Source organism: Staphylococcus pettenkoferi (assembly GCF_002902685.1).
Classification (GTDB): domain Bacteria; phylum Bacillota; class Bacilli; order Staphylococcales; family Staphylococcaceae; genus Staphylococcus; species Staphylococcus pettenkoferi.
The window spans coordinates 16,689-42,413 of record NZ_PPRN01000017.1 but is presented as its reverse complement, the minus strand read 5'-3'; the positions used below and the strand labels follow the sequence as shown (position 1 = coordinate 42,413).

Genomic DNA, 25,725 nt, shown 5'->3' with positions numbered 1-25,725 from the left:
TTGATTGGAAATCACCGCATTACCTTAGCGATAATATGAACGTTGTAACTTGCCTGTAGACGTATACGGTAGAGATGACACTGTCTCAATAGCTTTCGGTTGTTTATATTTGGCTAATTTCACTTTTAAAAAATCTCTAAATTGCGTTTCGTCATAATTAGAATTTGTGACGACATAAAGTTGTGGTACTTGCCCCCAAGTCTCATCCTCTATACCGATGCAAAGCGCATCTTCTACATCACCATAGGCTTTCGCTGCAGTCTCAATTTCAAATGGGTAAATATTTTCGCCACCGCTAATGATTAAATCTTTACGTCGATCGTACACGATAACGTAGCCATCTTCATCAATTTCAGCGATGTCTCCAGTCTTAAAATAGCCATCTTCAAACGTGTCGGTTAAATCTGACGGATAAAGATATCCTCCCATCACATTGTCACCTTTGACGAGGAGTTCACCATGCCCGTCTGCATTAGGGTATTTAATCTTCACACCGACATTCTCACTTGGTTGCCCTACTGTATCGTGACGTTCTTTCAACATTTGAGGGCTTGCAGTCACAAACTGTGAACAAGTTTCCGTCATACCGAATGAATTATAAATCGGTAAATCATAATTTAACGCTTGATCAATCAATGTGCGCGATAACTTCGCTCCCCCAAGTAATATTTTTTCAACGTGGTAAGGTTTATGCCATCCCGCGTCCATGAGCCATTTCAATGTTTGAGGCACGAGTGAAACATGAGTCGGGCCTTCATCACGAATAATGTCGAGCATGCGCTCCGTATTAAATTTCTGTTCAAGGCGTACTGTGAAACCTTTGATAAGCGCACGCAACATGACACTAAGTCCAGAAATGTGATACATCGGTAAGACAGAAAGCCAAACTGTAGCGCCATCGAAACCTAAACTTTCTTCACAACCTTTCGCACTCGCATAGTGATTATGGAAAGTTTGGGGCACCGCTTTCTGTGGGCCCGTCGTTCCTGAAGTAAACATAATAGATGCGATGCGCTCGATGTTAAATGTCGCTTCGTACGTGGACGATGTCATTTCACTTTGCAACTCAGAGTATCGCAATAAATTGAAGCCTGCGATGTCTAAAGGACGAGTGACGATAATCGTGTCGATGTTCACCGAATTCATCTGATTCTTTATCTCTGTCGTCGTTAAACGCGAATTAATCATCGCCACTTCGATACCTGCTAACCAAGCAGCGTTAATTAATACGACACTCTCGATTGAATTATCAATATATAAACCTACACGTCGTAAATCACGTTGATGTAAGACTTGTGCGAGTCGTCGTGCTTGATCATAACTCTGTTCAAATGTGAGCTGCTCACTTCCGTTATCTACAAAGATATGTTGTGGTTGCTTTATTGCTTGTCGGCGTAACCAGTTTTCCAAATTGATTCCTCCAATACTTCAATTATTATAACGCTTTTCGATCGCTTTAGCATGAGTAGTACTTTTAGTAAAATGAGTGATATTAAATTTTTTGAATATTACGCAGAAAGCAAACTATTTTACCTAAAAAGTGTTGCATCGCTGTAAGCTGTTTATATATATATAATAGATTTAACTTTCAATCGTCATATGGACGGGATAAAGAGACAGAACACCGTGAAAAATTTCAACACGATTGAACAACATGAAAGGACAACCGAGATGAAAAGAGTCTTAACATTATTATTTGCTAGTATCCTCCTCGTCGGATGTGGACATGATAACCATAGTTCTAAAGAGGATAAGTCAATGCACGAGAGTTCGAAAAAAGAGGATTCTCAATCTAAAAAGAATCCAAATCGAAAGGTTCAGAAGAGAAAGACAAAGAGTACGATACTTCAGAACATGAAACTTATAAGAAAAAATCAAGTGGCACGTTTAAAGACGATAAACTTGAAACGAAAGATTATATCGTAACAATTAAAGACAAAGAAATTATCCATGATAAGGATAAAGATCGCGATGTCGTTGCCTTTAAATTTGAAGTGAAGAATAAATCAGGTAAAAGTAATATAAATGCTAGTTTTGCATGGATTGAATCCTTTAATATTCTTCAAGATAGTAAAAACACTGAAAATAAATTAAGTCCAAGCTATATAAGTTTCCGCGATGGTAAGTATGCTGAATGGGACAAACATCAACGTGATAACATTAAAAAAGGTGGAACTGCAAAAGGTATTGAGACTTATGAACTGCAAGGTAAAAGTGATGTCTTTATTGTTGGAAAAGATAATAATAACTATGATAAAGACCTTGGCCGAACGAAAGTGAAACTCAAAGATTTGCATAAATCATCATTCTCACAGCGAGATGAATTAGATAAAAGTATCCATAAAGAATTAGAAAAAGAAGATGAGATTCAAGATAAAAAAGACAAGGAAAAATCAAAAAAGAAACACGATGATAAAGATGATGCGGTAACAGATGCATAATCTCGTACTTTTGTGATTCGTGTAGACCTCGCGAGCTATCGTGAGGTCTTTTTCATGTATTAAAACTTCACGCTCCCCCTCTTCTCTAGTACACGATAATTAAGACGCCCACTCATGCTACATGAATACTTCTTAGAAATAAATAGGACCAAATACCTTGCTTCGTTTTTCACAATTTTACTGTTACCCAAGAAATTATTATTGCAATTCTACTGAGCAATATTATAATGAATGATATAAAAACTAAACTATCTATATTTCAATTGATTTGTGATAGAGATAACAGCTTAAAATATAGAAAAGGAGCAACACGAATGTCCGAACAATCGAACTATAAAGAAAGACATCCGCAACGATCAAATTCGAAAGCACGTCCTAAGCTTACACACAAGCCGAAGAAATGGCCGATGATCGTAACGATTAGTGCAGTTATTATCTTACTTCTTGCAGCCGGTATTATCGCTTTAATCCTCTTCTTGAAGAGTGGTACACCTTACTCATCAAGAGCTGACAAAGCTTACAAAGTAGGTCAAACTGCGAAGAACGGTGATTTAGAGGTCACAGTGAAATCAGCGAGCAAAACGAAACAAGTCGGTCCGTCCATCACCCCTACTACTGCCAAAGGAACTTACATAGTCGTTGACGTCAAGATTAAGAACAAAGGTAAAGAGGCACTTACAGTGGATAGCACGATGTTTGAGCTGCTGTCGGAGGGTAAGACACTGAAAGCTGACGGCACCGCTTCTGTAATGGCTAACACAGATGATAACGGCGAGAATTCAAATTCATTCTTTTTAGAGCAAGTTAACCCAGATAGTACTGCTGAGGGTCAAATTGTTTTCGACGTTTCTTCTAAAGTAGCTAAATCTAAAGATAAAAAGTTAAAGATTTCATCCAATTTGTTTAGCACGCAATATGTGACTTTTAAGCTACCAAAACTAACATCTTCAGATGATGAAGCTACAGATGATGAAGAAAGTGATACAGAAGAAGAGGCTGACAGTACAAACGATGCTGGTACACAAGGTACAGGTCATGTGGCGCAACCGCGTAACTCGGGTAACACTTCACAAGGTACAGTGAGACGTGCACACAGTGATGATTCAACTGATTCTAAATCTCAAGATAAAGATGACTCAGATACGAAAGCGCAAAATAACAAGAATCAATCGTCCTCATCTCAGTCAACACCGAAATCGAATCAGCAATCACCAAACCAACAAGGTAATACAAATCAAACTCCGAAACAAACTGCACCATCGAACAATAACTCAAATAGAGCCAATTCTAGCAACTCCAATCAATCAGGCGACAATAAATAAATGAAAGCATCGGGTAAGTACTACTCTTAATGGAGTAATGCTTGTCCGATGCTTATTTATGAGCTTAAGTTGTGATTCTACAGTGTAGAATTCGTGAATTACGATGCTTCACAAGCCATCCCATCACCATCTCTATCTAGCTTGCCACTGTATGCGGGATGATCTTGAGTCACACCATGTGGATATACTTTGCGTAATTCAGTACAGTTATTGAATTGTTGTGAACCTTGTGAGTCAGATGACGCTGAAGAGCTATTTGTGTTGTTATTACTGTCATTTTGTGATGACGAATCATTAGAATCTGAAGCATTATCTGACGAAGATGTTGAATTCTGCTTCGATGACGAGCTCGTTTTGTTATTGTCTGCCCCATCTTCGAACGCTGAATCTAAACTCCAGATGCCTAATTTTTCAGCTTTCGCCTGCTCTTGTGCTTTCTCAAGTCGGTCTAAATAACGTGTGTTTGGTGGGTAAACGTAAGCTACCTTTGCTAAACCTTCACGTACAAGGATTTCATTCAACATCTTTCCGTCAACGTAAATATATGCGAGCTTACGTTGATATTTATCCTCTTTCGTTCCAACATCAAATTCTACTTCTACTTGATCAGCATTTTGTAAAAGTTCTTTCGTACGATCAGATGCTTCTTGACCAAACGGTTGCTTGCCTAATCGCGGATGTTTTGTTTCTGGCGTATCGATGAGTAAAAATCTAAACTTCTCTTCCTTACCTTGATAAATCAAGCGAGCTGTATCTCCATCTACTGGCTTACTATATTTAACCGGAATGCGATCCGTAGTTCCTGGTTGATAATGTTTGTTATCTTCTTGTTTGTTATTTTCTTGGTCTTTATTGTCCTTTTTCTCATTTTCTTGTTCGTGCTTGTTTGACTTATCTTTATGAGATTTTTTGGAGCTTTCTTCTTTTTTACTTGAATCAGAGTCTTTCATACTTTCTTTATCTTTAGACTGATGATGTTGCGACGTGTGAGCCGTTTTATTGTGACTCGTTTCCTGATCATTTTCATTCGCAATTCCCACTTGTCCCAAGAATATTAATGCAATGAGCACAGTCGCACTAATCTTCCAAACCCTTTTCCAACTCGCATATCTCCACATGAGAAATAGCCCTAGAGGAAACACAAATATCAACATTAGAATAATAAACCAATTACTTTGGTAAAAACGACGGTGCTGCTTTGACAACTTTACTTCTCCCCTTCTCTTAAAGTGTTTGCCTATATTACAACAATACTTAGAGAGAACGAAGATCATTTTATTATGAATATGGGCTCTATCCCGTTAATATGTATAAAATTCTTGCTCTACATTTGTATAGTTAAATATCTTATCTAGTTAAACACTTTAGAAATCTACATATTTTTTATTAATTTTAAGACATATACAAGAGAAAAGCAATTACTGAAACTCAGAATTTAGAGTGAAATTTGGGGAGATTTTTAAAACTGTGATATCGAGACATCCTATACATTTATACTATCTCATCTATGGCTAAAGTGCCCCTTCCTTATCAAAATCAACTTCAAGACGCATAGAGTTAAAAAATCATCTTAATATATTGAGAAAAATTGTGAAAACTATTGCTTAACCGTAAAACTATAATTTACAATATATTTAATACAACAAATAAATGAGAATATATTCTATTTCTACTATTTATTATACTAGTAGTTATTAATACAAATGATTATAAGCCACTTCTTTTTAGTTTGAAATACAATACTTAATAACGTATTCATTTTAAATTATCACAACGATGAGAAATTATAGATTTCCGCCTATCGAAATATTGGGTCATTAATCTGATAAAACGTTGAAGTGACTACTTATAATCAAACTTTTATCTAGGGGGGATGAATATGAAATTTGGTTTTAGAACACCGAGTGTCAAAAAGTCTTTGAAAGCAAGAACAACAGGCGCAGCTAAAAGAAAAGTGAAGAGTGCGTTCAACCCTACATACGGAACGAAAGGTATGGGCTATGCAAAGTCACCGAAGAAAGCCATAAAGAATAAAGCATATAAGAAAGCAACCAAGAGTTTTTGGGATATATTTAAATAACAAATAAAGGAGGAAAAGAAATGTCTAATGAACAAGATATTTCACAGAAACAACAAGAATTACATAATCAACAATATCAAGAGTTTAAACAACAAAATAAAAGTGGTAAGAAAAAGTGGCTATTGGGATGTGGTGGTTGCTTAATTCTACTCATACTCATAATTATTGGCATAAGTGCTTGTACTGCTGCTATCGGAGGCAATAACTCCACTAATGACTCTTCCTCTAAGACTAAAGATTTAAAAGTCGGTGATACAGTTAAAAAAGATGGTGTCGAAGCAACAGTTACTAAAGCTGAATTTGTAACTCCGGATTCAGAAGATGTTCAACCTGATAATGATAAAGTTTTACGTATTCATTATCATTTTAAAAATAACAATGATGATCAAGTTCTATTCAATGATACTGATTTCACTGTAAATGTTAATGGTGATAATCAACACGAATACTATGGTGGTGATGGAAGTTCAGGCTTCACCCATCAATTGAATAAGGACAAAACAGGTAACGGATACGTTGATTATGATGTTAAAGACTCAGATAAGTATGTAGTAGAAATGGAAGCTACACCTAATATCGATAAAATTAAAGCTAATTGGAATATCAAATCGTCAGATATTCAATAATTTAAGGGCAGCTCTTCCTGCCCTTTTAATCTGTATATGTATGTAAGGAGGATAATTGTGAGACGTTTAATTCTCATTTTATTAACCAGCACACTTATAATAAGTGCATGTGGAAATAACGATAAATCTAATAAAGATAAAAGTAAGCACTCGGAAACCACAACAAAAAATGATAAACAACAAAAAAAGAAAAACAGTCCAAAGAATGAAACAAAGAAAAATAATGAGTCTCAAAAGAATAATAATCGAGTCAAGACAAATGACTCAAGCTCAAATTACAATGATAATAACCAACAAGATCACCAAAATAACTCAGATAACCAAATGAATAATAATAATAATCAACAAAATAATGAAACAAAAGAACAATTAACTTCAGAAGAAACACAAAGAGCTGAAGAATTAAATAATAACCCTAACTCTAATTATGGTGGTGATTGGACTGAAGAAGATCAAGCGCAAGCTGAATCTCGTACAAAAGGTCCTGGAATGGCCGACGATACAGAAGAATCCGTCGAAGAAATGATGAAGCGTAGTGAAGAGTTTAATAAAGAAATGGGATTAGAATAGGAGTTTTATTATGAAAAAAATAATTCAATTATTAGGAACAGTAACCCTGGCATCTGCACTATTATTATCGGCATGTGGTCAAGTAAGCAAAACCGATACAAATCAAAAATCAAATAAAAACTCTACAGATAACAAATCAGATAAAAAATCTAAAAACAAAAAGAAGAACAAACAGAAACAAGATACAAAATCGAATAATGATAAAGTAAAACAAAACAATGAAAACAAAGAAAATCAACAAGAAAAAAACAGTGGATACCAACAAACTAATAATAGTCAAAACCAGTCACAACAAACAACTTCGAATGAGAACGTGGAAAAAAACCTAAATCAAGAAAAATATGACTATGAAGGTAACGGTGTTTATCGTACTCCTGAAGAACAAAGAGCACATGAAAGTTGGATTAAAGATCAACAAGACTGGAAAGAAGAACAAAAAGCTAAAGAAGACAAATTAGAAAAAGAGTACTTCGATTTATCGGATAAAATGAATAGAGAAGGAGTAAGCGATGAGGAATTTGAAAGAATGGAGAAAAGACAAGATGAAATACTAGATGAAGTCTCGCCAGATAATTAATATCTTTAAATGTATTTATTTTTAAATTTCACTATTTTGTAAAAGGTAATCTGCTAAAGTAGAGGAGAAAGTTAGCATAGTAATAACAATTTCTTAGAAAGAAAAGCTCGCTTTTACTTTTACTACCTTATCTTTACCCATTCGTCTTGAGCTATGAAAGAATCGATGCATTTACTTATCAACACATTATTAGAAAGCTTTGTAAAGACGATAGATGTAGACTGTGTTAAAGAATTCTCGTGGTGTAAAGATGTTGAATTTAAGTTCAATAATCATATTTACTTAGCTGATTCTTATTCTACGTGATAATAAGGTACTAATGGAAATTTTAAAGGCTTACTTAAGGAATTCTTCTTTAAAAGAAGAACTTTGCTGAAGTAACTCAAGAAGAATTTGATTATGCTTTGAACGAAATTAATCATACACTTAGAAAGTGCCTTAATTTAGACACCACTTATAAAATTGTAAACTTAGGAATGTTGAGCTTAAAATAACAATGCATCGTGCAAGAAAAATAGCAGCTAATGATTTTCATCATTAACCGCTAAATGTAAATCTTTTATACTATATTATGACAAATATCGTCGGTCCCATAATTATGAGATGTCCTTAATGTGTTAACAATTGAACACAAACAATTATCAAAATCCCAGCGATGGCGGTCGCTGGGGTTTACTCATATGACTTACTTCATTTCGTTGTACTTTATTATAGCAGGTATTCTTAAAATTTCAACACTTTCTATCCATTTGAGTGTATCTAATACCAAATGCCAGGTACTTACTATTGAAGAGACATTTGTATAATTTTTGATGTAAACAAAAAAATAACGACTCGTGATTTTAAACACCAACCGTTAAAAATATACATCCAATTCAACCTACCATTCATGTGTCTATGGCACGTAAAATTTGTGCCTAAATTGAGTTTACAGAGTAGTTTTATAGACACATTGTGCCTATTTTCTTTTAAAACTATGTAAAACTATTTGAAACATGCTTTTTGTCACTGAACATTGAAAGCTAGATAAAGCCCGTCACTACGGGGTTTGTAGCTGAAATTAGAAAAATAGCTAGAAAAGTATTTTAAACTTTTCTAGCGCCCTAGCGGAGAGTGAGGGATTCGAACCCTCGAGACGCATGGTAACGCCTACACACTTTCCAGGCGTGCTCCTTCGGCCAACTCGGACAACTCTCCATATGATATTAAAAAAACAGAAGCGATTGCCACTTCTGTTTAAGTATGACCCCGACGGGACTCGAACCCGTGTTACTGCCGTGAAAGGGCAGTGTCTTAACCGCTTGACCACGGGGCCATGGCTCCACAGGTAGGATTCGAACCTACGACCGATCGGTTAACAGCCGATAGCTCTACCACTGAGCTACTGTGGATTAATAATAAATGGAGCGGGTGATGGGAATCGAACCCACAACATCAGCTTGGAAGGCTGAGGTTTTGCCATTAAACTACACCCGCCTAATTGTGAACGATTATGGGGCGGTTGATGGGAATCGAACCCACGAATGTCGGAACCACAATCCGATGCGTTAACCACTTCGCCACAACCGCCAAGCAACGATAGAAATGGTTCAGGACAGAGTCGAACTGCCGACACATGGAGCTTCAATCCATTGCTCTACCAACTGAGCTACTGAACCATAATGGCGGTCCCGACGGGAATCGAACCCGCGATCTCCTGCGTGACAGGCAGGCGTGTTAACCGCTACACTACGGGACCATTGGTTATTGCGGGAGGCGGATTTGAACCACCGACCTTCGGGTTATGAGCCCGACGAGCTACCGAACTGCTCCATCCCGCGCTAATACTATTTAAGACTACCTTTCTAATATATCATCTAATTCAAGGTAAGTCAACAACTAATTTACATTAGTTTTACAAGTTCTTTAATAAAGCACTCACATTTGGGTGCCTCATTAACAAGACTTTTACAGTATATAAACTTTCACAAAGAAAGTCAATGCATTGCACTAAGAAATTATTGTAAAAAAGCACTACATCATCCATAACTATACGTAAAGTGTTTAAATGGTCTCAAAAAATTTCTTGAAAGCCTACCTCATATTTCGATCCATCCTCATTTTCAAACTAGAATTGACTCTTCCGTTAATCTACCCTCCTACCCTACTTTACAAAAATAAGAATCGCACACCTCATGCTTAGTTTAGACTCTCGTGCTCGTCATAGCCGTCCACTCTACTGTACTAAAAAAGGAGAGCCCCACGCCCTCCTCTTAATCAATCACTCATAATACCTTGCATGCGGTTCTGAAGCTTTGTGAACGTCGTAAAGCCATTATCTTCAAGGAAGTGTCCGCCTCTGTCAGTGACTTTACAGCGACCATTCAACGCTTTCATAAGACGTTCTGTTTCTTTATAAGAGACGTGGTGATCATCTTTAGAACATAAACCATAGAAACGATCGACTTTCTTCTTCACAGCTTCGTAATCAATAGAAATGCCATCTAAGTTAATATTTTCATCAATATCTTTCGCATCTTCCTTAAATCCTGAAATACTGAAGAATCCTTCAATGTGTTCAACATCAGATTGCTCAAGATATTTTAAACTAGCGATTGTACCAAAGCCATGTGTAACGAAATATGTTTCATATTTACGAATATGTATTTGTTCATTCATTTCTTCTACCCAATGTGCAATTGCATCATTATCTTCTACCGGTAAATTAAATAATGTGACGTGATATCCTTCAAGTTGTAAGTTATTGCTGAGCCATTCGTACCAATGATTTGTCGAATCACCATATTTTGAATGCACGATAATTACATCTGTCATATAACTTGCTCCCTTACTTTTACGAATTCATCTTACGTTCTTAATTTGTGTTCATTTTAACATACTTTCACTCGTAACTCATGAGCGGACTTACCCCTGCCCGAAGATAAACAAAAATCCTCACGAGCGCGTTTCCTCCACTTTTAAAAGAAAAAAACAAAACCGCCCCATAATCTTAAATTATGGAACGGTAAATAATTAAACCATGCAATGTCAGCCGAGCGCTAAACTCAACCTAATTCATTATCAATTTGACCAATAAAGCAGTCGAACTTGTCTCGATTCTTTACAAATTCGCCCACTGCTACACAAATCTAGAAATCTTCCATCAGACTTTCTACTGCTTCTTTCGCCTGTTTCACACAGTCTGGCAAGCCCACAGCCTCAAATGGTGCACCTGTAATACGCAAGCGTGGATACGTCTGTTGGATGTGATCTTGAATCTCATGAATCGCTTTAATATGCCCTACATGGTACTGTGGCATACTCTTAGGCATACGATTAACGATACTAAAGTCAGGGTTACCTTTGAAGACCATCATATTGCTTAAGTCTTCAGTCACCATGCGCACAATTTCCTCATCTGTATAATCTTGAACAATCGTGTCGCCTGGTCTACCTACATAGGCACGTAGTAACACCTTACCTTCTGGCGTGGTAAAAGGCCATTTCTTGCTCGTCCATGTACAAGCTGTAATACGCGTATCACTCGTTCTTGAAATAACGAAACCTGTGCCATCATAAGTGTTCTCGATGTTAGACGCATCAAAGGCCAAGACTACTGTTGCAACTGATGTAGAATCCATCGTCTTGAAATAGTCGAAAGCAGGATCGTGCTCAAACCATTTCATAAATGTTTGATGCGGTGTTGTGACAACTACACCATCATATTCCACTTCTTCCCCATCAATGACTAAATCATAATTAGTTTGAGAAACGATAATATCTTCAATCGGTGTATTATATTTAATTTCAACATTCAGCTTATTAATTAAATAATCTTCGAGATATTCAATAAATGAGCTTAAACCATTTTTAAATTGACGAAATTGACCGCTTGGGGCACCTGGATAAAGTTGTTTCTTACGTTGACGTTCTTGTTTCTCGTGTTTCATGCCTTTAATCAAACTGCCATATTCTTCTTCTCGCTGCTTGAATTGTGGGAACGTACTCATCAGACTCAATTTGTCTATATCTGTACCGTAAATACCACCCATTAAAGGTTCAATTAAGTTCACGAGCACTTCGTCACCCAAACGTTCTCTAAAGAAGTCGCCAACTGAAATATCGTCCGTCATCTTGATAGGCTTTTTAAACAAGTCTAAACCTGCACGTAACTTACCTTTAAAGGAAATCAAGCGCGTCTTAAGAAACGGCTTCACGTCAGTTGGAATACCCATTATAGAGCCACCAGGGATAGGATATAACTTGTTCTTCGCATAAATATAAGATTGTCCTGTGCGATTCGTCTCAAGTTGGTCACCTAATCCGATATCTTCCGCAACATCTGTCATGATACGCTTACGTCCTAAATAAGATTCTGGCCCTAGTTCAATCGTATAACCATCTTTACGATAAGTCTTAATCTTACCGCCAGGACGTCCTGTAGCTTCGTAGATTGTCACGTCTACATCTGGATGCTGTTTCTTAATATAATATGCACTCGATAGACCAGTGATTCCTGCACCAATAATTGCTATCTGTCTTGCCAATTGAATTCACGCTTCCTTTACTTGCTTAGTAGATTGATTGTACCTCATCCACAATAGCTCCGATAAACAGTGGATCCGTGTTCGGCATTTGAGGTCTGTAATAATTGACTCCGAGTTCGTCACATACGACTTTACACTCATGGTCGTTGTCATAGAGTACTTCGAGATGTTCACAGACGAAACCAACGGGTGTATAGATAAAATGTTGGTAGCCGTGTTCTTGATAAAGTGTTCTCGTTAAATCTTGCACGTCAGGCCCAAGCCATGGTGTGCCTGTGTTACCTTCTGACTGCCATCCTTCTGCAACATGAATGATATTAGAATGTGCTTGCATCAATTCCGCTGTTTCATGCAATTCTCGAGGATATGGATCATTGTTACGTTCAATCATGCCTTTTGGTAAACTATGTGCAGAGACCACAAGCACAGTGTTGTCATGTTCATCTTTTGGAATTTCTTCCAATGTTTCATTCACTTTTTCTGTCCAATATTGAATGAATTTAGGTTGTTTGAAGTAATGCTTCACATGTGTCAATTTGATGCCATATTTCTCAGCTTCTTCTTCAGCCCTTTTATCATAAGAACCTACTGAGAATGATGAGTAATGAGGCGCTAATACAACCGTTACCGCTTCTTCAATACCATCATGATGCATCGCTTCGACGGCATCTTCAATATAAGGATGGATGTGTTTCAAACCGATGTATAACTTAAACGTCGTATCCTCATATGCCTCATTCAATGCATCTCTTAAAGCTTCAGCTTGCTTGTCTGTCGTATGTGCGAGCGGTGAAAGCCCTCCGATAAATTCGTAACGATCTTTTAAATCTTGAACCTCTTCTTCTGAAGGTTTCTTACCGTGACGAATGTCAGTGTAATATGGTTCAATATCGCTTTCTTTGTATGGCGTTCCATATGCCATTACGAGTAAACCTACAGTTCGAGTCATACGTGACCATCCTTTTCTACTTAACTTTTTCTTTGTGTAAAATGCGTTTTACCTAGCGACGTGAATACTCATGTACGAATTGTGTCACTTTCTTCAACGTTTCAGGTTGAACTTGTGGGAAGACGCCGTGTCCAAGGTTGAAGATGTGTTGGCCATAATCTCGACCTTGATCAATAATCTGCTTGATATTTTCTTCGATGACATCCCATGGCGCTAATAATAACGAAGGATCTAAATTACCTTGTAGCGTTTTATTAAGACCTAACTGCTTAGCTTCTTGAATTGATAAACGCCAGTCTAAACCGAGCACATCAATCGGGAGGTCATTCCATTCTTGAGCAAGATGGCTGGCACCGACACCAAACAAGATGATAGGCACATCATGTTGAGCTTTAATACCGGAAATAAGTTTCTGCATCGCAGGCTTGATATAGCGGCGATAGTCACTCACGTTTAGTGCCCCTACCCAAGAATCAAATACTTGGATGAGTTCTGCACCTGCTTCAATTTGTGCACTGACATAAGCAATAGACATGTCTACGAGATGATCCATCAACGCAAACCATGTTGCTTCATCGCGGTACATCATTGCTTTCGTAAAATGATAGTTCTTAGACGGACCACCTTCAATCATGTAGCTTGCTAAAGTAAATGGCGCGCCTGTAAAACCGATGAGTGGCACATCTAATTTCTCTTCAGTTAATAATTTAATTGTATCTAAGACGTAAGGTACATCACGTTTAGGATCGATTTGTCCTAATTTCTCCACATCTTGAATAGACTGAATTGGATTTGAAATTACAGGCCCAACGCCTGATTTGATTTCTACGTCTACACCTATAGGCTTTAACGGTGTCATGATATCTTTGTATAGTACTGCTGCATCAGTCCCATAGTTATCTACTGGTAGATGCGTTACATACGCACATAATTCAGGTTGATGCGTGATTTCGAAGAGTGAATATTTCTCTTTTAAGCGTCGATATTCTGGCTGTGAACGACCTGCTTGTCTCATAAACCATACAGGTGTATGAGAAACAGGTTTGCCTTGAATCATATCTAGAATAGTATTGTTCTTATTAGACACCGCGCTTCCTCCTACTTTATAATCATTCTTATCTATATTACCACATTGACTTTTCGGCGGTATTTTAAACTGCTTAAATGTCACAAAAAAGACATACAGCTTACGTTTAGAAAAGCATTGTCGCAACGTTTATGTTATATTATTAAACAATCATTATCATAACATATCTTGACGCTAGCGTTAGCACGTTAAATGACATTTTACTATTAAAATGAGGGTAAGAACGTGTATGAAACGTTAGAAAAATGTTTAACACTTAGATATTTAAGTTATGAATAAATGTAAGGTGAACATCATATGCTTCAATTGAATGGTGAATCACTCGTGAACAATCATAGAAATAAAGACAGCTCAAGGGGGTAATCGCTATGAAATTATATGCGACATACGGTACTTATGGTTATTTGAATCAAATTCGAGTTAAACATCCGGAACATCCACTCTTACAGTTCTCTGCACCTGACTCTTCAGTAATCTTTGAGGAGACAGATGGTAAGACTGTGCTCAAACAACCTATCGTCTACGATGTTGTGAATGCAGCAGGTGAACTCGATGAAGATCAATTCTTCTCAGTATTATTTATACCAACATCCGAAGATCATGCATATCAACTTGAGAATAAATTAAAAAATATTTCACCTGATTTCAGCCAATTTGCTGGTTTCAGAAGTTACCGTTTCTTAAAACCAGAAAAAGGCATGACGTATAAAATCTACTTTGGATTTAATTCACGCAGAGACTATGAAGATTTCAAACAATCCGCAACGTTCCAAGATAACTTCGCTAAATCTGCATTAAGTCAGTTCTTCGGTTTTTCAGGTCAACATTCAAGTTACTTTGAACGTTACCTCTTCCCTATCGAAGAATAAGTAGATGGATATGTAAAAGTTTTCGATTATCATTACAAAAAACGATAAAATACAGTTAACAGCCCACAAATGAACCAGACATTTGTGGGCTGTTAGTTATTTTAGAAGAAATGAGCTTGGGACATAAATGTGAATTGACTTCTGAGATAAATAAAAAAGCAAGCTTAAAATAAATTCTTGGGCAAATTTTCAATGTGTACTCGAGACGCTTGATGGATCTAGACCACAACGAAAATCCATTCTTCGAGCTCTTTGAGCGAAAAGAATTAGTTGAGTGTGGTCCTACGCAGTAGAGATCTGGATTCATAAGAGGTTCAACTCTTATGAACCCTAGCTCTCTTTACGGGGGAAGCAATACGAAATCAAAGATTTCTGTGCTTCTCCCAAGCAAGCGAGAGTTATAACATTGAAAATTAATTAGTTTTAATTTTGTCCCAGTCTCCTATTCTTCTTTATATCAATCACGCAATAGCGTTTCTTGGTATTTTAACTTTTTAACAATATTGATGATTGTAAGCCAGCCTACCAATATAAAGACGAGACTTGCCAAGATATATTGGATAGCAATGAACGCATAAATAATGATAAAAATCACCGCAACGACAATCATTAAGCGATAAAGGAACTGACGGTAACCTTTAATCACTTTACTATCATCCACTGGCCAAACTTGCGGCCACAAACCATAGGCTTGTTGCGTATAGAATTGTGCCATTTGAAGTAAGATAATATACATAAATAGACTGCCGATAATTAAGCTAATGATCGGTTGGTGTAGCCAAATCATCAATACTGCCGTGATAACGACTAAACGTAGAATGATGTTAAACGCATCTTTCCCTCTCGCAAAGCTACGTGTAAATAAGAATAAATACATGCGTTCACTTGAGAATTTAGAACCTTTAGGAACAGATAATAAAGGATCTAAATAACGACGTCGTACTGCAGATTCACTAAGATGTTTCACATCTGTGAACATATTGACGAATTTGTAGTAATTCGTATGGTGTTGCTGCTCGATTTGAATCATGCGTTCCCAAGGAAAAAGATGATTGCGACTCGCCAACCAGATAAAGAATGCAAATGCGATGAGCACACCTATAATAGCTACACTCGTGAATTTACCCACATCGAGTGCGACATAGTATCCCATCGTAAAGATAATAAATAACACAACTTGCACAGACCAATTCTCAAGACCATACTTAAACCATTGCCATTTCAGCACTAAACCGAGGAATGGTGCAACGATAGCAAGGACGGCAAACAGAATATAGAATCCGTACGTGTGACCTTTGATTTGGTAGAACAAAGGAAAGAAGACAATGAGTAACACGATCTGTAAGGCAATTCTTTGCAAGTAGCTATAAATTAGGCTGTAACGCATATAACGTGTCATATGTCGTTCGAATGGTAGTAAGAATAACTTGTCCGCTTCTTTCAACAACGTGTGTACCGGAAACATCGAAGTTAAGGCGAAGATGATACTCGTAATGAGCGAATAATTGATTCCTTTAGGTATCGCACGCAACCATTGACCGTAGCCAAGGATAAAGGCTCCTAGTAAAAGAACAAGAAATACTGAGAAATGACCATTAAAGATAAATTTGTTGTAATAGCGCTTTTCCTTAGCGATAGCCTCTTTACGCATTCTAAACAACGTTTGCGCTTGGTCCGTCATACGCGTGTACCACCTTGCGTCACGTGAATGTAAATCTCATCTAATGTCTTATCCGTTAATCCCGTTTGTTCACGGAGCTCATCTAAGTTGCCTATTGCTACAATTTCACCTTGATCGATAATAATGAAGCGATCACAATAGCGTTCAGCCGTCGCTAAAATATGCGTACTCATCAAGACGGTACGCCCTTCCTCTTTCTTCTCTACCATGAGATCAAGCATAGATTGAATTCCTAGCGGGTCGAGTCCCAGGAACGGCTCGTCGATGATATAAAGTTCAGGTTCTACGATAAATGCACAAATAATCATGACTTTCTGCTTCATCCCTTTAGAGAAATGACTTGGGAAGACCTTGAGTTCTTTCTCTAGACGGAAGGTTTCAAGTAATGGCTGCGCTCTCTTCATCGCAGTTTCTCGACTAATGTTATAAGCCATCGCTGTCATATAAATATGTTCTTCTAAAGTTAATTCGTCATATATTACGGGCGCTTCAGGAATGTATGAGAGTTTACGTCGATACGTTTCAACGTCATCTTGAATATTCGTTCCTGAAATTGAGAGTTGCCCTTCAGTAGGTTGCAATAGTCCTAAGATGTGCTTGATTGTTGTACTTTTACCAGCACCATTCAGTCCTATCAAACCTACGATTTCACCTTCATTCAATTCGAAATTGAGATCTTTAATCACAGGTTTCTTGCCGTAACCACCTGTGAGATGTTCAACTTGTACTGTCATACGGCACCTCCATACATGTATTCTACCAAATTGTAGCACAGAATCATAAAGATGCTAGCATGAAATGACGGGTCAATTTGAATAATGCTATAATAGAAATTATGATAATAACAAGGAGTGAGGTAAAGATGTCTGAAACAATTTTTAGTAAAATTATCGCTGGTGAAATCCCTAGTCACAAAGTATATGAGAACGACTATGTGTATGCATTTCTAGATATTTCTCAAGTCACTAAGGGGCATACGTTACTCGTGCCTAAGAAACCTTCTGCAAACATCTTTGAAACAGATGCAGAAACGATGAAACATATCGGCGAAGCACTTCCTAAAGTGGCAAATGCGATTAAACAAGCATTTAATCCAGACGGTCTCAATATTGTGCAAAATAACGGTGAATTCGCTGATCAATCTGTCTTCCACCTTCATTTCCATTTCTTACCACGTTATGAGAATGATGTGGACGGTTTCGGTTACAAATGGGAAACGCATGAAGATGAGTTGAATGATGATAAAAAAGCAGAAATTGCTGAACAAATTCGTGCGCAATTTGACTAACGATGCTTATTCCATTGTGAAACGGGTACAGTGATAAATAAGTATGATATAAGACTTTGTTAATGTGAGGAGAATGAATATGAAAGCAGTGCAATTACTACTTGGTGCGAGCGCTGGTATTGCGACAGGTTTAGGTGTCGTATTGATGAATCGTAATCGCAAAAATGCACCTGTATCTCATGCACAAGCGAAACAACCTGTAGGTGCAGAATCTGAACTTGATAGAGAAATCAATACGATTAAACAAAGTATTAACGATATTAAAAACTATGCAGTTCAAATCAAATCTGAAAGTACAGCGTTCGGCAGTTCTATTGGCGATGAAGTGAAAGAACTTATCGGTAACTTTAAATCTGATATTAATCCAAATATCGAACGTATCCAATCTAATATCGAGAATTTACAAAATAGAGGCGAAGAAATTTCTAAGACATTTGAGAAATAAAACGTCTCACATTTAAATAATTGGCGTGAGTTGAAGGAGCTCTTTTGTTTAATAATATGAGCGTATATCAATGTTATAATGCACCTTAACACACGCCCTATTAATCAAGGTAGGTCGAAGTCAAGATGATGCTTTCGCCCTACCTTTTTTGTGTTGTTCTCAATCCCTACTTGACGCATAAGTCATTTGAATAGATAATACTAAAGTGATTAAGTGCAACGAAGTTAACGAACAGAAGTTAAAGTAAGGAGTAACGCCTATGTTTATATGTACGAGACAAATTGATATCAATGCTCGTTTCGGTTTACCACGTCTTGCATTTTTAGGTTTCGTCACTACGATTATTTCATTTTTAATATGTTATGAAATTATGCATTACTATTCGAATGAGCCTTTAACAGACCACTATTTTTTACTTTTCGTACTCGGTGCGCTCTTGCTTTATCCGTTACACAAAGTGTTCCATTTATTATTTTTATTACCGTATTATAAATCTTTTCGCATTTATAAGATTAATAAAAAGAAAGCGCTGCCGTTTTACAATGTTTACGTGAATACGCCGGTCAATAAATATTATTTTGCTTTAGGTTTAATCTTACCTTTTATCATTATTACGGCGCTTGGCATTATCTTAACGAAACACTTTTTAAGTTTAGGACACTACTTTATGTTTATCGTAGCTTTGAACATGGGTTTTTCAATTTTAGACTTTTTATATTTGAAAATGATTCTCTTGTCGAATGAAGGCAATTATATTGAAGAACATCAAACAGGCATTAATATTTTAAGAAAAACAGGTGGTAGATATCATATATAATTAGAAATTGATGAAGGTGAGACGCCGCAAGCCATGCGATGCTGTCTCACCTTCTTTTTACATACAGTAGCCTTAAGATATTACTTTGCATAACCCGAAATCTTTGCGATACTAACAAGTGACGTTACGAGTTGAAACACTTTCATACTATAGTCCAATAGATTTCAGTTTCAATTGGTGCTTAAATAATAATATGTTATATTAGCGATGTTATTCTTACAAAAGGAGTTTGACGATGAAAGCATTTAAAAAAGTACTGATACCCTTAACAGCAAGTGCCCTTCTACTCGGAGGTTGTGGGCACGACGCAACAGATTCTAAAGATAATACCTTAATTACATCTAAAGCTGGGAATGTCAAAGTAGCTGATGTGATGCATAAAATTGGTGACGAACAAATCGCTAACAGTTCGTTCCAAATCTTACTTAACAAGCTTCTCAATAAGGAATATAAAGATAAAGTTGATACGAAAGATATCGATAAAGAAGTGAAACAAGAACAAAAACAATACGGGGGCAAAGACCAATTCGAAAGTATGTTGAAACAACAACATATGTCTATCGATGATTATAAAGAAGAAAAACGTCTTCAAGCTTATCAGAAACAGCTTTTAGAAGATAAAGTGAAAGTGTCTGACAAAGATATCAAAGACAACACGAAGAAAGCATCACATATCCTCATCAAAGTGAAGGAAGATAAGAAAGATAAAGAAGGATTATCCGACAAAGACGCGAAGAAAAAAGCTGAAGATATTCAAAAACAAGTGGATAAAGATCCAGATAAATTCGAAGATATTGCTAAGAAAGAATCTAAAGATACACAAACAGCCAAAAAAGGCGGTAGCTTAGGTTACGTTTATAAAGGTCAAATGGATGAAAAATTTGAAAAAGCGCTCTTCAAGCTTAAAGAAGGACAAGTTTCTGACGTCGTGAAGACGGATTATGGTTACCACATCATCAAAGCGAATAAAGAAGATGACTTCGATAAAGAAAAAGGTAAACTCAAATCTAAGATTATCCAACAAAAAGTACAAAAAAATCCTAAGCTCTTAACAGATGCTTACAAAGATTTACTTAAAAAATATAAAGTAGACTACAAAGACCGTGACATTAAGAAAGCAATTGAAGACTCTATTCTAGATCCGCAAAAAATTAAGCAACAACAGCAGCAACAAGAACAACAACAAGCGATGCAAGGCGGCCAAGGCATGTCTATGGGCGGCTAAACGATATAGTAAAGCGCAGTTGAACCATGATAGCGTTCAACTGCGCTTTTTCATATTATGAGTGTCCGCTTAACATCAAACTCTGAAATTAAATCATCGCACTCAAAAAAGAGCGTGCCCTCGCACGCTCTCTAATCTTCTCTTAATCTAAACTTGTTGGATTATAGAATTTACGGCCATCTAAGCCAAAGATTCGTTCGGTATACTCCCCTTTATCCGTTTTAGCAAAGGCTTTTTCAAACATGTTCATCTTCGCATCAATATTATCGATAAAGGTAAGAATTTCCGCCTCTTTCAAATGTGGCGTCTTAGGTGAGCCAAATTCCATTTTACCATGGTGAGAAAGAATCATATGACGAAGTAACATCACTTCTTCTCCCTCGATATTAAGCTCTCTTGCGCTCTCAGCGACCTCATCACTTGCGATAGAGATATGTCCTAATAGATTCCCTTCAACTGTGTAAGACGTCGCCACAGGACCGCTCAGCTCTTTCACCTTACCTAAGTCGTGTAGGATAATCGCACTATACAATAAACTACGATTAAGTAATGGATAAATATCACAAAGCGATTTCGCAATTTCTAACATGGTAAGGACATGATAGCTCAGTCCGCCTCCAAAGTTATGATGATGCGTACTCGCTGCAGGGAATGAATAGAATTCATCGTGATACTTTCTTAATAAGTGACGCGTAATGCGTTGTAAACTCGCATTATCGATATCAAGTAAATAGCGAGAAATTTGTTCTTGTATTTCATCTGGTGACATCGGTGGACCACTGATGAAATCATGAGCAGATAAGTTATCCTCTTCAGTCGCTAAACGATAGCCGTTCATCTTCATCTGTTTACGCCCACGATAGTTAATGATGTCACCTTTCGCTAAGATAATTTTTTCTGGTTCCAGAATCTTCATATCTTCTTTCGTCACTGTCCAGAATTTCGCTTCTAGCTCTCCACTTTTATCTTGAAGGTGCAAAGTCATGTAGTCTTTCCCTTGAGCTGTCACACCTTGCGTCGCTTTATGGATGAGAAAGAAATGATTGACTGAATCTCCTGGTTTCAAATTTCCAGCATTTCTCATTATTTCGCACCGTCCTCTACTTTATTTAAAGTAATCATCTGTTTAGATGGAATGCCTGTGTCTTTAACACATGTGAAGTACAGAACTTGATAATCTTCTGGGAACTGGCGAATAAATTTCATCATGCGTGCTTTACGGTTTTTATCAAAATGAACGAAAGCGTCGTCTATAATGATTGGGAATGGATAATAAGGTTTAAGCGTCTTGATGAGACTCAGACGTAACGCGATGTACAAGATTTCTTTCGTAGATTGACTCAACTCAACCGGCTGATAAACTTGTCCGTTACGCTGTTTAACCATGAGTTCATCGTTCGCATACGACACTTGTACGTAGTGACCTTCAGTAAGGCGTGAAAAGATATCTGTCGCCTCATTCACCACTTGTGGTAGTCGTTGGTCTTTAATTTGAGCGATATGACCATCAACTAACGCTTGTAAATAACTGAGACTTGCCCAATCTAGCGCTTCGTCGTTCAATTGGTTCTTCAACATGTGATATTTATGACGTAAGTTCGCCAAAGTTTGATCCGTTTCCATATGCTTAATTTGTGAATTTAAGTCACTGACTTCAGACTGCATTTCCAAATATTGATCATTATAATCATCAACTTGTTGAGATAATGTTTGATGTTCAGTCTCAAGTTGCGCATACGTTTTATTACTTAAATCTGAACTATCTTCATAAGAGTAATCTTGATTCTCAAGATATTTCGTTAAGTCGTTAAAACGATTTAAGTCTCGATGATATGTCGCGTAACGTTCATGATGTTGATAATAATCTTCCTCGTTATCGACGTCAATGTAATCGAAGAGTTTCGCAATCACTTGTTCGTTGTCTTCTAAACGTTGTTTAAGTTGACGTAGCTCATTCGAAATCAATCGAATTTGTTCTTGGTTACGCTGTTTCTTATCTTGAGAAGTATGTGCGTGTTGTAACCATTGTCGTACGTCATGGAAGAGAGACAAACGATTGAAGTGATGGAATTGATTCGCTGTGACATTTTGCGCATGATTGTAAAATTCTTCCAATTCTTTATCTAAGCCTGCTCTTTTCGCCTCTAATTCTACAAGGTGTTGATGAATATCTTTAATCTTATTCATCGTCGTAATGCTGTCGACGATGAGTTCATCTGACATTCGCTCAGAAACCTGTAATTCCTGCTTGATGTCTTCAATTTGTGCTTTCACTTGATCATAATTTTGACGTGTATCGTTTAATGAATCATTAAGATATTGTGCCTTTTTCTCTAACGATTCTTTCGTCTTCATCGCATTAAACCATTGGTCGCGTGTGCGATATTGCGCATCGAGATCGAAGTTTAAGTCGTAGTTCTGCTCCAACGTATCGATTTGACGTTGTAAGTCGTCGATTTCTTTCGTAAAGGTTTCTGAGTGACCAACTTCTTTCGTCTTAATCGCAAAGATACCAATGATAAAGATGAGCGCAAGCACCACGAACACGCCGCCAAAGATCATATTAGATGAAACGAATGAGAAGACTGCTAATCCAGCACTGACAATCGCTAGCACGATAAGCGCGATGCGTAACATCGCTTGCTGTTTCTCCTTCTGGCGTTGTTCAACATCGAACGCTTCTTTCATTTTTTGGAACAAGTTATTCTTTTCTTCGAGTTCAAAGCGTTGCTGTTGATGTTGTTTCTTCTTCTCAAATGTTTCATCTGGAACAATGTCTTGCTCAAGTTGAGTGAGCTCGTCCTGATTCGTATCTTGTTCGATACGATTCTCTTCAATATTACGATCCAGTTGATTAAGTGAAGCTGTTAATTCTTGTTTATGTTGGAGTTGTTCACTCACATGGCTTTTCATTGCTTCAGAGCTATCCACTTGTTCATGAACATCTTCCCAACCAATATTAAGCTTCAGACCTTTTAATTCACGCGACTTATCCTCGATATCCTTTTGAACTGCATTACGTTCATATTCTTTCTGTTTAATTTCATTCTCTTGTTGTTGTAAATGTGATAATGCATCAATATCCGCTTGCTTTGGTGCTTCAATATGACGATCATCTTCTTGAAGCTGAGCAAGTTTTTCTTCCCGTAAACCTATATCTCGGCGTAAATTTTGAGTTTGCAGTTTCGCCGTTTCGTAGCGGTCAATCCCTTGTTCTGGAAAGTCTAGTGGCTCGATATTGAGTGATTGCTCCAAACCTTTCCATTCTTGTGTTTGCTCATGTAAAGCTAATTCTTTCTGTTTTGACTCATGCATTTTAGATAACTGCGCTAAGTTTTGCTTCAAGTGATTTAAACGACGTTCTGCTTTGTCACGATCATCGACGTAACGATTGTACGTCGTTAATTTCGCTTCTTCATCACGAATTTGAGAGGCTAACTCATCTAACTGCGCAATTTGTTGGTTAATGATCGGTTTACGGCCCGACTTTTTATACAAAGCCTCTTTCTTCTCGGCAATTGCTTTACGCATTGAGGTAACCTCAGTTGATCCGAGTGCACCTGCTTGTAGCAAGAAATTCTGCAATTGCGTTTCGTCCATATTTTTATGAATATCTTGTAAGCCTAAGACGTCGAACGAGAAGATATCTTGATACGTACGCTTAGTGATGAAGTTCAATTCCTCTTTCAACCACTGCTCATCTTTAATTGAACCATTGGGCAAGTACACTTTCACGTCGCCCACTGCACTGCCCTTAATACGTTCAACTTCAATTTCAGAACCGTCATCGCGAATGATTGTCAACTTACCACCGTATTGATTGCCTAGACGTGGCTCAAGACGTGGTTCGTTCTCTTTACGGGTAGGAAAGCCGAAGAGAATCGAATGGATAAACGCTTGGATTGTAGATTTCCCTGCCTCGTTCTCACCATAGATTTCTGTAAAATACTGGTCAAACTCAATCTTGCGCTCGACAAATTGACCGTAACCATAAATCTCTAAAGACTTAATCTTCATCATGAGTCACCTCTCATATCAGATTTCAATAGTTGTTCAGCGTGTGTAATCAATGCGTCACGATCAAACTCTGTGTAATCGTCGAGATACTTCGAGGCACGTGGGTTGAGATATAAATCATTCATCGCATGTTCAAAGACCTCATCATCGCTAATCAGTTCACGTGAGAACTCTTTGCTTAGCTTCTGTTCACGTTCGTACTTAAAATCGAAAGTTAAATCTTCAATATAGATAAAATGATTCTCATTCAGCTCATAGTCATCGACCATTTCCTTAACCTGTAGTAACTCTTGTTGCGTCATAGGTGTATCGGAAGTAATATATACGCTTAAGCGGTAAAACGCTTTGCCTTGTGAACGTTTCTTCGCTTTGAAATTCTGAATCGCTTCGTATAACTTCTGCTTCGTATCCGCTTCTGTTTCAATCGTCGCTTCCTCAAAACGAATGGATTGTGTCGGTATGAACTTCACGTTGAGCTTTAAATCGTCACCGCTAACGAGCAAACAACCTTTCTCTCCTCGTTCATTGAAATGACGACCTTGAATATTACCTGAATAATGAATTTGAGGCATATCACTTAGCTGTTGACGTTCGTGAATATGACCTAAAGCCCAGTAATGATAAAGTTTACTATTCAAATCTTCAAGACGGAATTCGGTATAGCGATCTTTCTCATTGGATTTACTATACGTACCGTGCAGTACACCAATATGTAAGCCTTCTTGACCTTGACTTGAAGGGTACGCATCAATTTTATTCTCGTAACTTGCGTCGTTCTGATAACTGAAGCCGTGAAGGAAGATTTTCTCACCCTTTTGCGTAATCGTTTGATACGTTTCTACCTTTTCGGAAAAAACAGAGACGTTCGTCGGCCAAGATGAAGAAATCTTCGAAGATAGCGGATCGTGGTTACCATGACAAATATAAACGAAGATTTGTTCTTTATTTAAACGTTCAAACTGCTCTTGAAGAAAGACTTCAGCTCGCAACGTACGATTCTCCTGATCAAACAAATCGCCTGCTATGATGAGGAAATCAACCTCTTCTTTAAGCGCGATATCTACAATGTGTCGAAAGCTCTCGTAAGCACTTTGTTGAATGTCTTCAAAGTTAGATTGATTGAGATGACTTCTAGATTTAAAAGGACTATCTAAGTGCAAATCAGCACAATGGATAAACTTCACCATATTCTAAACTCCTTTATT

The 25,725-nt window shown here is 37.3% G+C and carries 21 protein-coding genes, 8 tRNA genes and 1 pseudogene; 11 read left to right on the top strand and 19 right to left on the bottom strand.

All coding sequences use genetic code 11. The features are described from left to right. Window positions 1–24: 24 nt before the first annotated feature. Entirely contained in the window at window positions 25–1,410 is a 1,386-nt protein-coding gene (gene menE, locus CD126_RS03435) for an o-succinylbenzoate--CoA ligase (protein WP_103370038.1), read from the bottom strand. 455 nt (window positions 1,411–1,865) lie between these two features. Here menE and CD126_RS03425 point away from each other — a divergent pair. Both CD126_RS03425 and CD126_RS03420 read left to right on the top strand, forming a co-directional pair. Then, window positions 1,866–2,441 (top strand): annotated as a pseudogene (locus tag CD126_RS03425) (DUF5067 domain-containing protein); the annotation flags it as partial. Window positions 2,442–2,755: 314 nt separating this feature from the next. Continuing rightward, entirely contained in the window at window positions 2,756–3,763 is a 1,008-nt protein-coding gene (locus CD126_RS03420; protein ID WP_053092827.1) for a DUF4352 domain-containing protein, read from the top strand. A gap of 98 nt (window positions 3,764–3,861) precedes the next feature. Here the strand turns inward: CD126_RS03420 and CD126_RS03415 are convergent, their stop codons facing one another. Further along, the gene (locus CD126_RS03415; protein ID WP_232620122.1) at window positions 3,862–4,881 is read right to left on the bottom strand and encodes a thermonuclease family protein; all 1,020 of its coding nucleotides are present in this window, start codon (window positions 4,879–4,881) and stop codon (window positions 3,862–3,864) included. A 761-nt stretch (window positions 4,882–5,642) separates the two neighbouring features. On the opposite strand from CD126_RS03415, the gene CD126_RS03410 reads away from it, so the two are divergent. From CD126_RS03410 to CD126_RS03395, 4 genes are read left to right on the top strand one after another with little or no spacing between them, the layout of a single operon-like run. Then, a complete protein-coding gene (locus tag CD126_RS03410; protein ID WP_103370035.1) occupies window positions 5,643–5,843 on the top strand; it encodes a hypothetical protein in 201 nt (66 codons plus the stop codon). Window positions 5,844–5,863: 20 nt separating this feature from the next. Continuing rightward, window positions 5,864–6,469 carry a DUF4352 domain-containing protein gene (locus tag CD126_RS03405; RefSeq protein ID WP_049405409.1) on the top strand — a complete coding sequence of 202 codons (606 nt, stop codon included), beginning with the start codon at window positions 5,864–5,866 and terminating at the stop codon, window positions 6,467–6,469. Between the two features lie 57 nt (window positions 6,470–6,526). Next, window positions 6,527–7,039, top strand: coding sequence for a hypothetical protein (locus tag CD126_RS03400; protein WP_049405412.1), 513 nt, complete (start codon window positions 6,527–6,529; stop codon window positions 7,037–7,039). A gap of 10 nt (window positions 7,040–7,049) precedes the next feature. Continuing rightward, window positions 7,050–7,616: a hypothetical protein gene (locus CD126_RS03395; protein ID WP_103370034.1), complete on the top strand. Its 567-nt coding sequence runs from the start codon at window positions 7,050–7,052 to the stop codon at window positions 7,614–7,616. Window positions 7,617–8,723: 1,107 nt separating this feature from the next. On the opposite strand, the gene CD126_RS03390 is transcribed toward CD126_RS03395, so the two are convergent. The 12 genes from CD126_RS03390 to hemE form a co-directional block, all read right to left on the bottom strand. Further along, window positions 8,724–8,813: transfer RNA gene (locus CD126_RS03390), tRNA-Ser, on the bottom strand. A gap of 46 nt (window positions 8,814–8,859) precedes the next feature. After that, a tRNA-Glu gene (locus CD126_RS03385) sits at window positions 8,860–8,931 on the bottom strand. A gap of 1 nt (window position 8,932) precedes the next feature. Then, a tRNA-Asn gene (locus CD126_RS03380) sits at window positions 8,933–9,007 on the bottom strand. Between the two features lie 11 nt (window positions 9,008–9,018). Continuing rightward, window positions 9,019–9,092 (bottom strand) — tRNA-Gly (locus tag CD126_RS03375). A 17-nt stretch (window positions 9,093–9,109) separates the two neighbouring features. Then, a tRNA-His gene (locus CD126_RS03370) sits at window positions 9,110–9,185 on the bottom strand. A 16-nt stretch (window positions 9,186–9,201) separates the two neighbouring features. Continuing rightward, window positions 9,202–9,274, bottom strand: a tRNA-Phe gene (locus CD126_RS03365). A 4-nt stretch (window positions 9,275–9,278) separates the two neighbouring features. Next, window positions 9,279–9,354: transfer RNA gene (locus CD126_RS03360), tRNA-Asp, on the bottom strand. 8 nt (window positions 9,355–9,362) lie between these two features. Next, window positions 9,363–9,436 (bottom strand) — tRNA-Met (locus tag CD126_RS03355). A 436-nt stretch (window positions 9,437–9,872) separates the two neighbouring features. Next, complete coding sequence (locus CD126_RS03350; protein ID WP_049408156.1) at window positions 9,873–10,430, bottom strand: RBBP9/YdeN family alpha/beta hydrolase; 558 nt, start codon at window positions 10,428–10,430, stop codon at window positions 9,873–9,875. Between the two features lie 314 nt (window positions 10,431–10,744). Then, entirely contained in the window at window positions 10,745–12,142 is a 1,398-nt protein-coding gene (gene hemY, locus CD126_RS03345) for a protoporphyrinogen oxidase (protein ID WP_169931233.1), read from the bottom strand. 25 nt (window positions 12,143–12,167) lie between these two features. Further along, window positions 12,168–13,091: a ferrochelatase gene (hemH, locus tag CD126_RS03340; RefSeq protein ID WP_103370032.1), complete on the bottom strand. Its 924-nt coding sequence runs from the start codon at window positions 13,089–13,091 to the stop codon at window positions 12,168–12,170. A gap of 52 nt (window positions 13,092–13,143) precedes the next feature. Next, window positions 13,144–14,178 (bottom strand): uroporphyrinogen decarboxylase, encoded by a 1,035-nt coding sequence (gene hemE / locus CD126_RS03335; protein ID WP_049408161.1) that lies wholly within the window; start codon window positions 14,176–14,178, stop codon window positions 13,144–13,146. Window positions 14,179–14,546: 368 nt separating this feature from the next. On the opposite strand from hemE, the gene CD126_RS03330 reads away from it, so the two are divergent. Further along, window positions 14,547–15,047, top strand: a complete 501-nt coding sequence (locus CD126_RS03330; protein WP_103370031.1) for a signal transduction protein TRAP — start codon at window positions 14,547–14,549, stop codon at window positions 15,045–15,047. A gap of 457 nt (window positions 15,048–15,504) precedes the next feature. Here CD126_RS03330 and ecsB read toward each other — a convergent pair whose 3' ends face one another. Together ecsB and ecsA are read right to left on the bottom strand one after the other, a co-directional pair. Further along, window positions 15,505–16,728, bottom strand: a complete 1,224-nt coding sequence (gene ecsB, locus CD126_RS03325; RefSeq protein ID WP_103370030.1) for an ABC transporter permease EcsB — start codon at window positions 16,726–16,728, stop codon at window positions 15,505–15,507. Further along, the gene (ecsA, locus tag CD126_RS03320; RefSeq protein ID WP_002472705.1) at window positions 16,725–17,462 is read right to left on the bottom strand and encodes an ABC transporter ATP-binding protein EcsA; all 738 of its coding nucleotides are present in this window, start codon (window positions 17,460–17,462) and stop codon (window positions 16,725–16,727) included. Before ecsA ends, ecsB begins: the two co-directional genes overlap by 4 nt. 128 nt (window positions 17,463–17,590) lie before the next feature. Between ecsA and CD126_RS03315 the strand changes: the two genes are divergently transcribed. From CD126_RS03315 to prsA, 4 genes are all read left to right on the top strand, one after another. After that, on the top strand, window positions 17,591–18,016 hold the full coding sequence (locus CD126_RS03315) for an HIT family protein (RefSeq protein ID WP_103370029.1): 426 nt from the start codon (window positions 17,591–17,593) through the stop codon (window positions 18,014–18,016). A 79-nt stretch (window positions 18,017–18,095) separates the two neighbouring features. Next, window positions 18,096–18,461, top strand: a complete 366-nt coding sequence (locus tag CD126_RS03310; protein WP_049408168.1) for a YtxH domain-containing protein — start codon at window positions 18,096–18,098, stop codon at window positions 18,459–18,461. 259 nt (window positions 18,462–18,720) lie between these two features. Further along, window positions 18,721–19,278: a DUF3267 domain-containing protein gene (locus CD126_RS03305; RefSeq protein WP_049408170.1), complete on the top strand. Its 558-nt coding sequence runs from the start codon at window positions 18,721–18,723 to the stop codon at window positions 19,276–19,278. Window positions 19,279–19,513: 235 nt separating this feature from the next. Further along, window positions 19,514–20,503: a peptidylprolyl isomerase PrsA gene (gene prsA, locus CD126_RS03300; protein ID WP_049408172.1), complete on the top strand. Its 990-nt coding sequence runs from the start codon at window positions 19,514–19,516 to the stop codon at window positions 20,501–20,503. A 142-nt stretch (window positions 20,504–20,645) separates the two neighbouring features. On the opposite strand, the gene yhaM is transcribed toward prsA, so the two are convergent. From yhaM to CD126_RS03285, 3 genes are read right to left on the bottom strand one after another with little or no spacing between them, the layout of a single operon-like run. Continuing rightward, on the bottom strand, window positions 20,646–21,587 hold the full coding sequence (gene yhaM / locus CD126_RS03295; RefSeq protein WP_049408173.1) for a 3'-5' exoribonuclease YhaM: 942 nt from the start codon (window positions 21,585–21,587) through the stop codon (window positions 20,646–20,648). Beyond that, window positions 21,587–24,520, bottom strand: coding sequence for an ATP-binding protein (locus CD126_RS03290; RefSeq protein WP_103370028.1), 2,934 nt, complete (start codon window positions 24,518–24,520; stop codon window positions 21,587–21,589). Before CD126_RS03290 ends, yhaM begins: the two co-directional genes overlap by 1 nt. Beyond that, window positions 24,520–25,707: a metallophosphoesterase family protein gene (locus CD126_RS03285; RefSeq protein ID WP_103370027.1), complete on the bottom strand. Its 1,188-nt coding sequence runs from the start codon at window positions 25,705–25,707 to the stop codon at window positions 24,520–24,522. Before CD126_RS03285 ends, CD126_RS03290 begins: the two co-directional genes overlap by 1 nt. Window positions 25,708–25,725 lie beyond the last annotated feature (18 nt).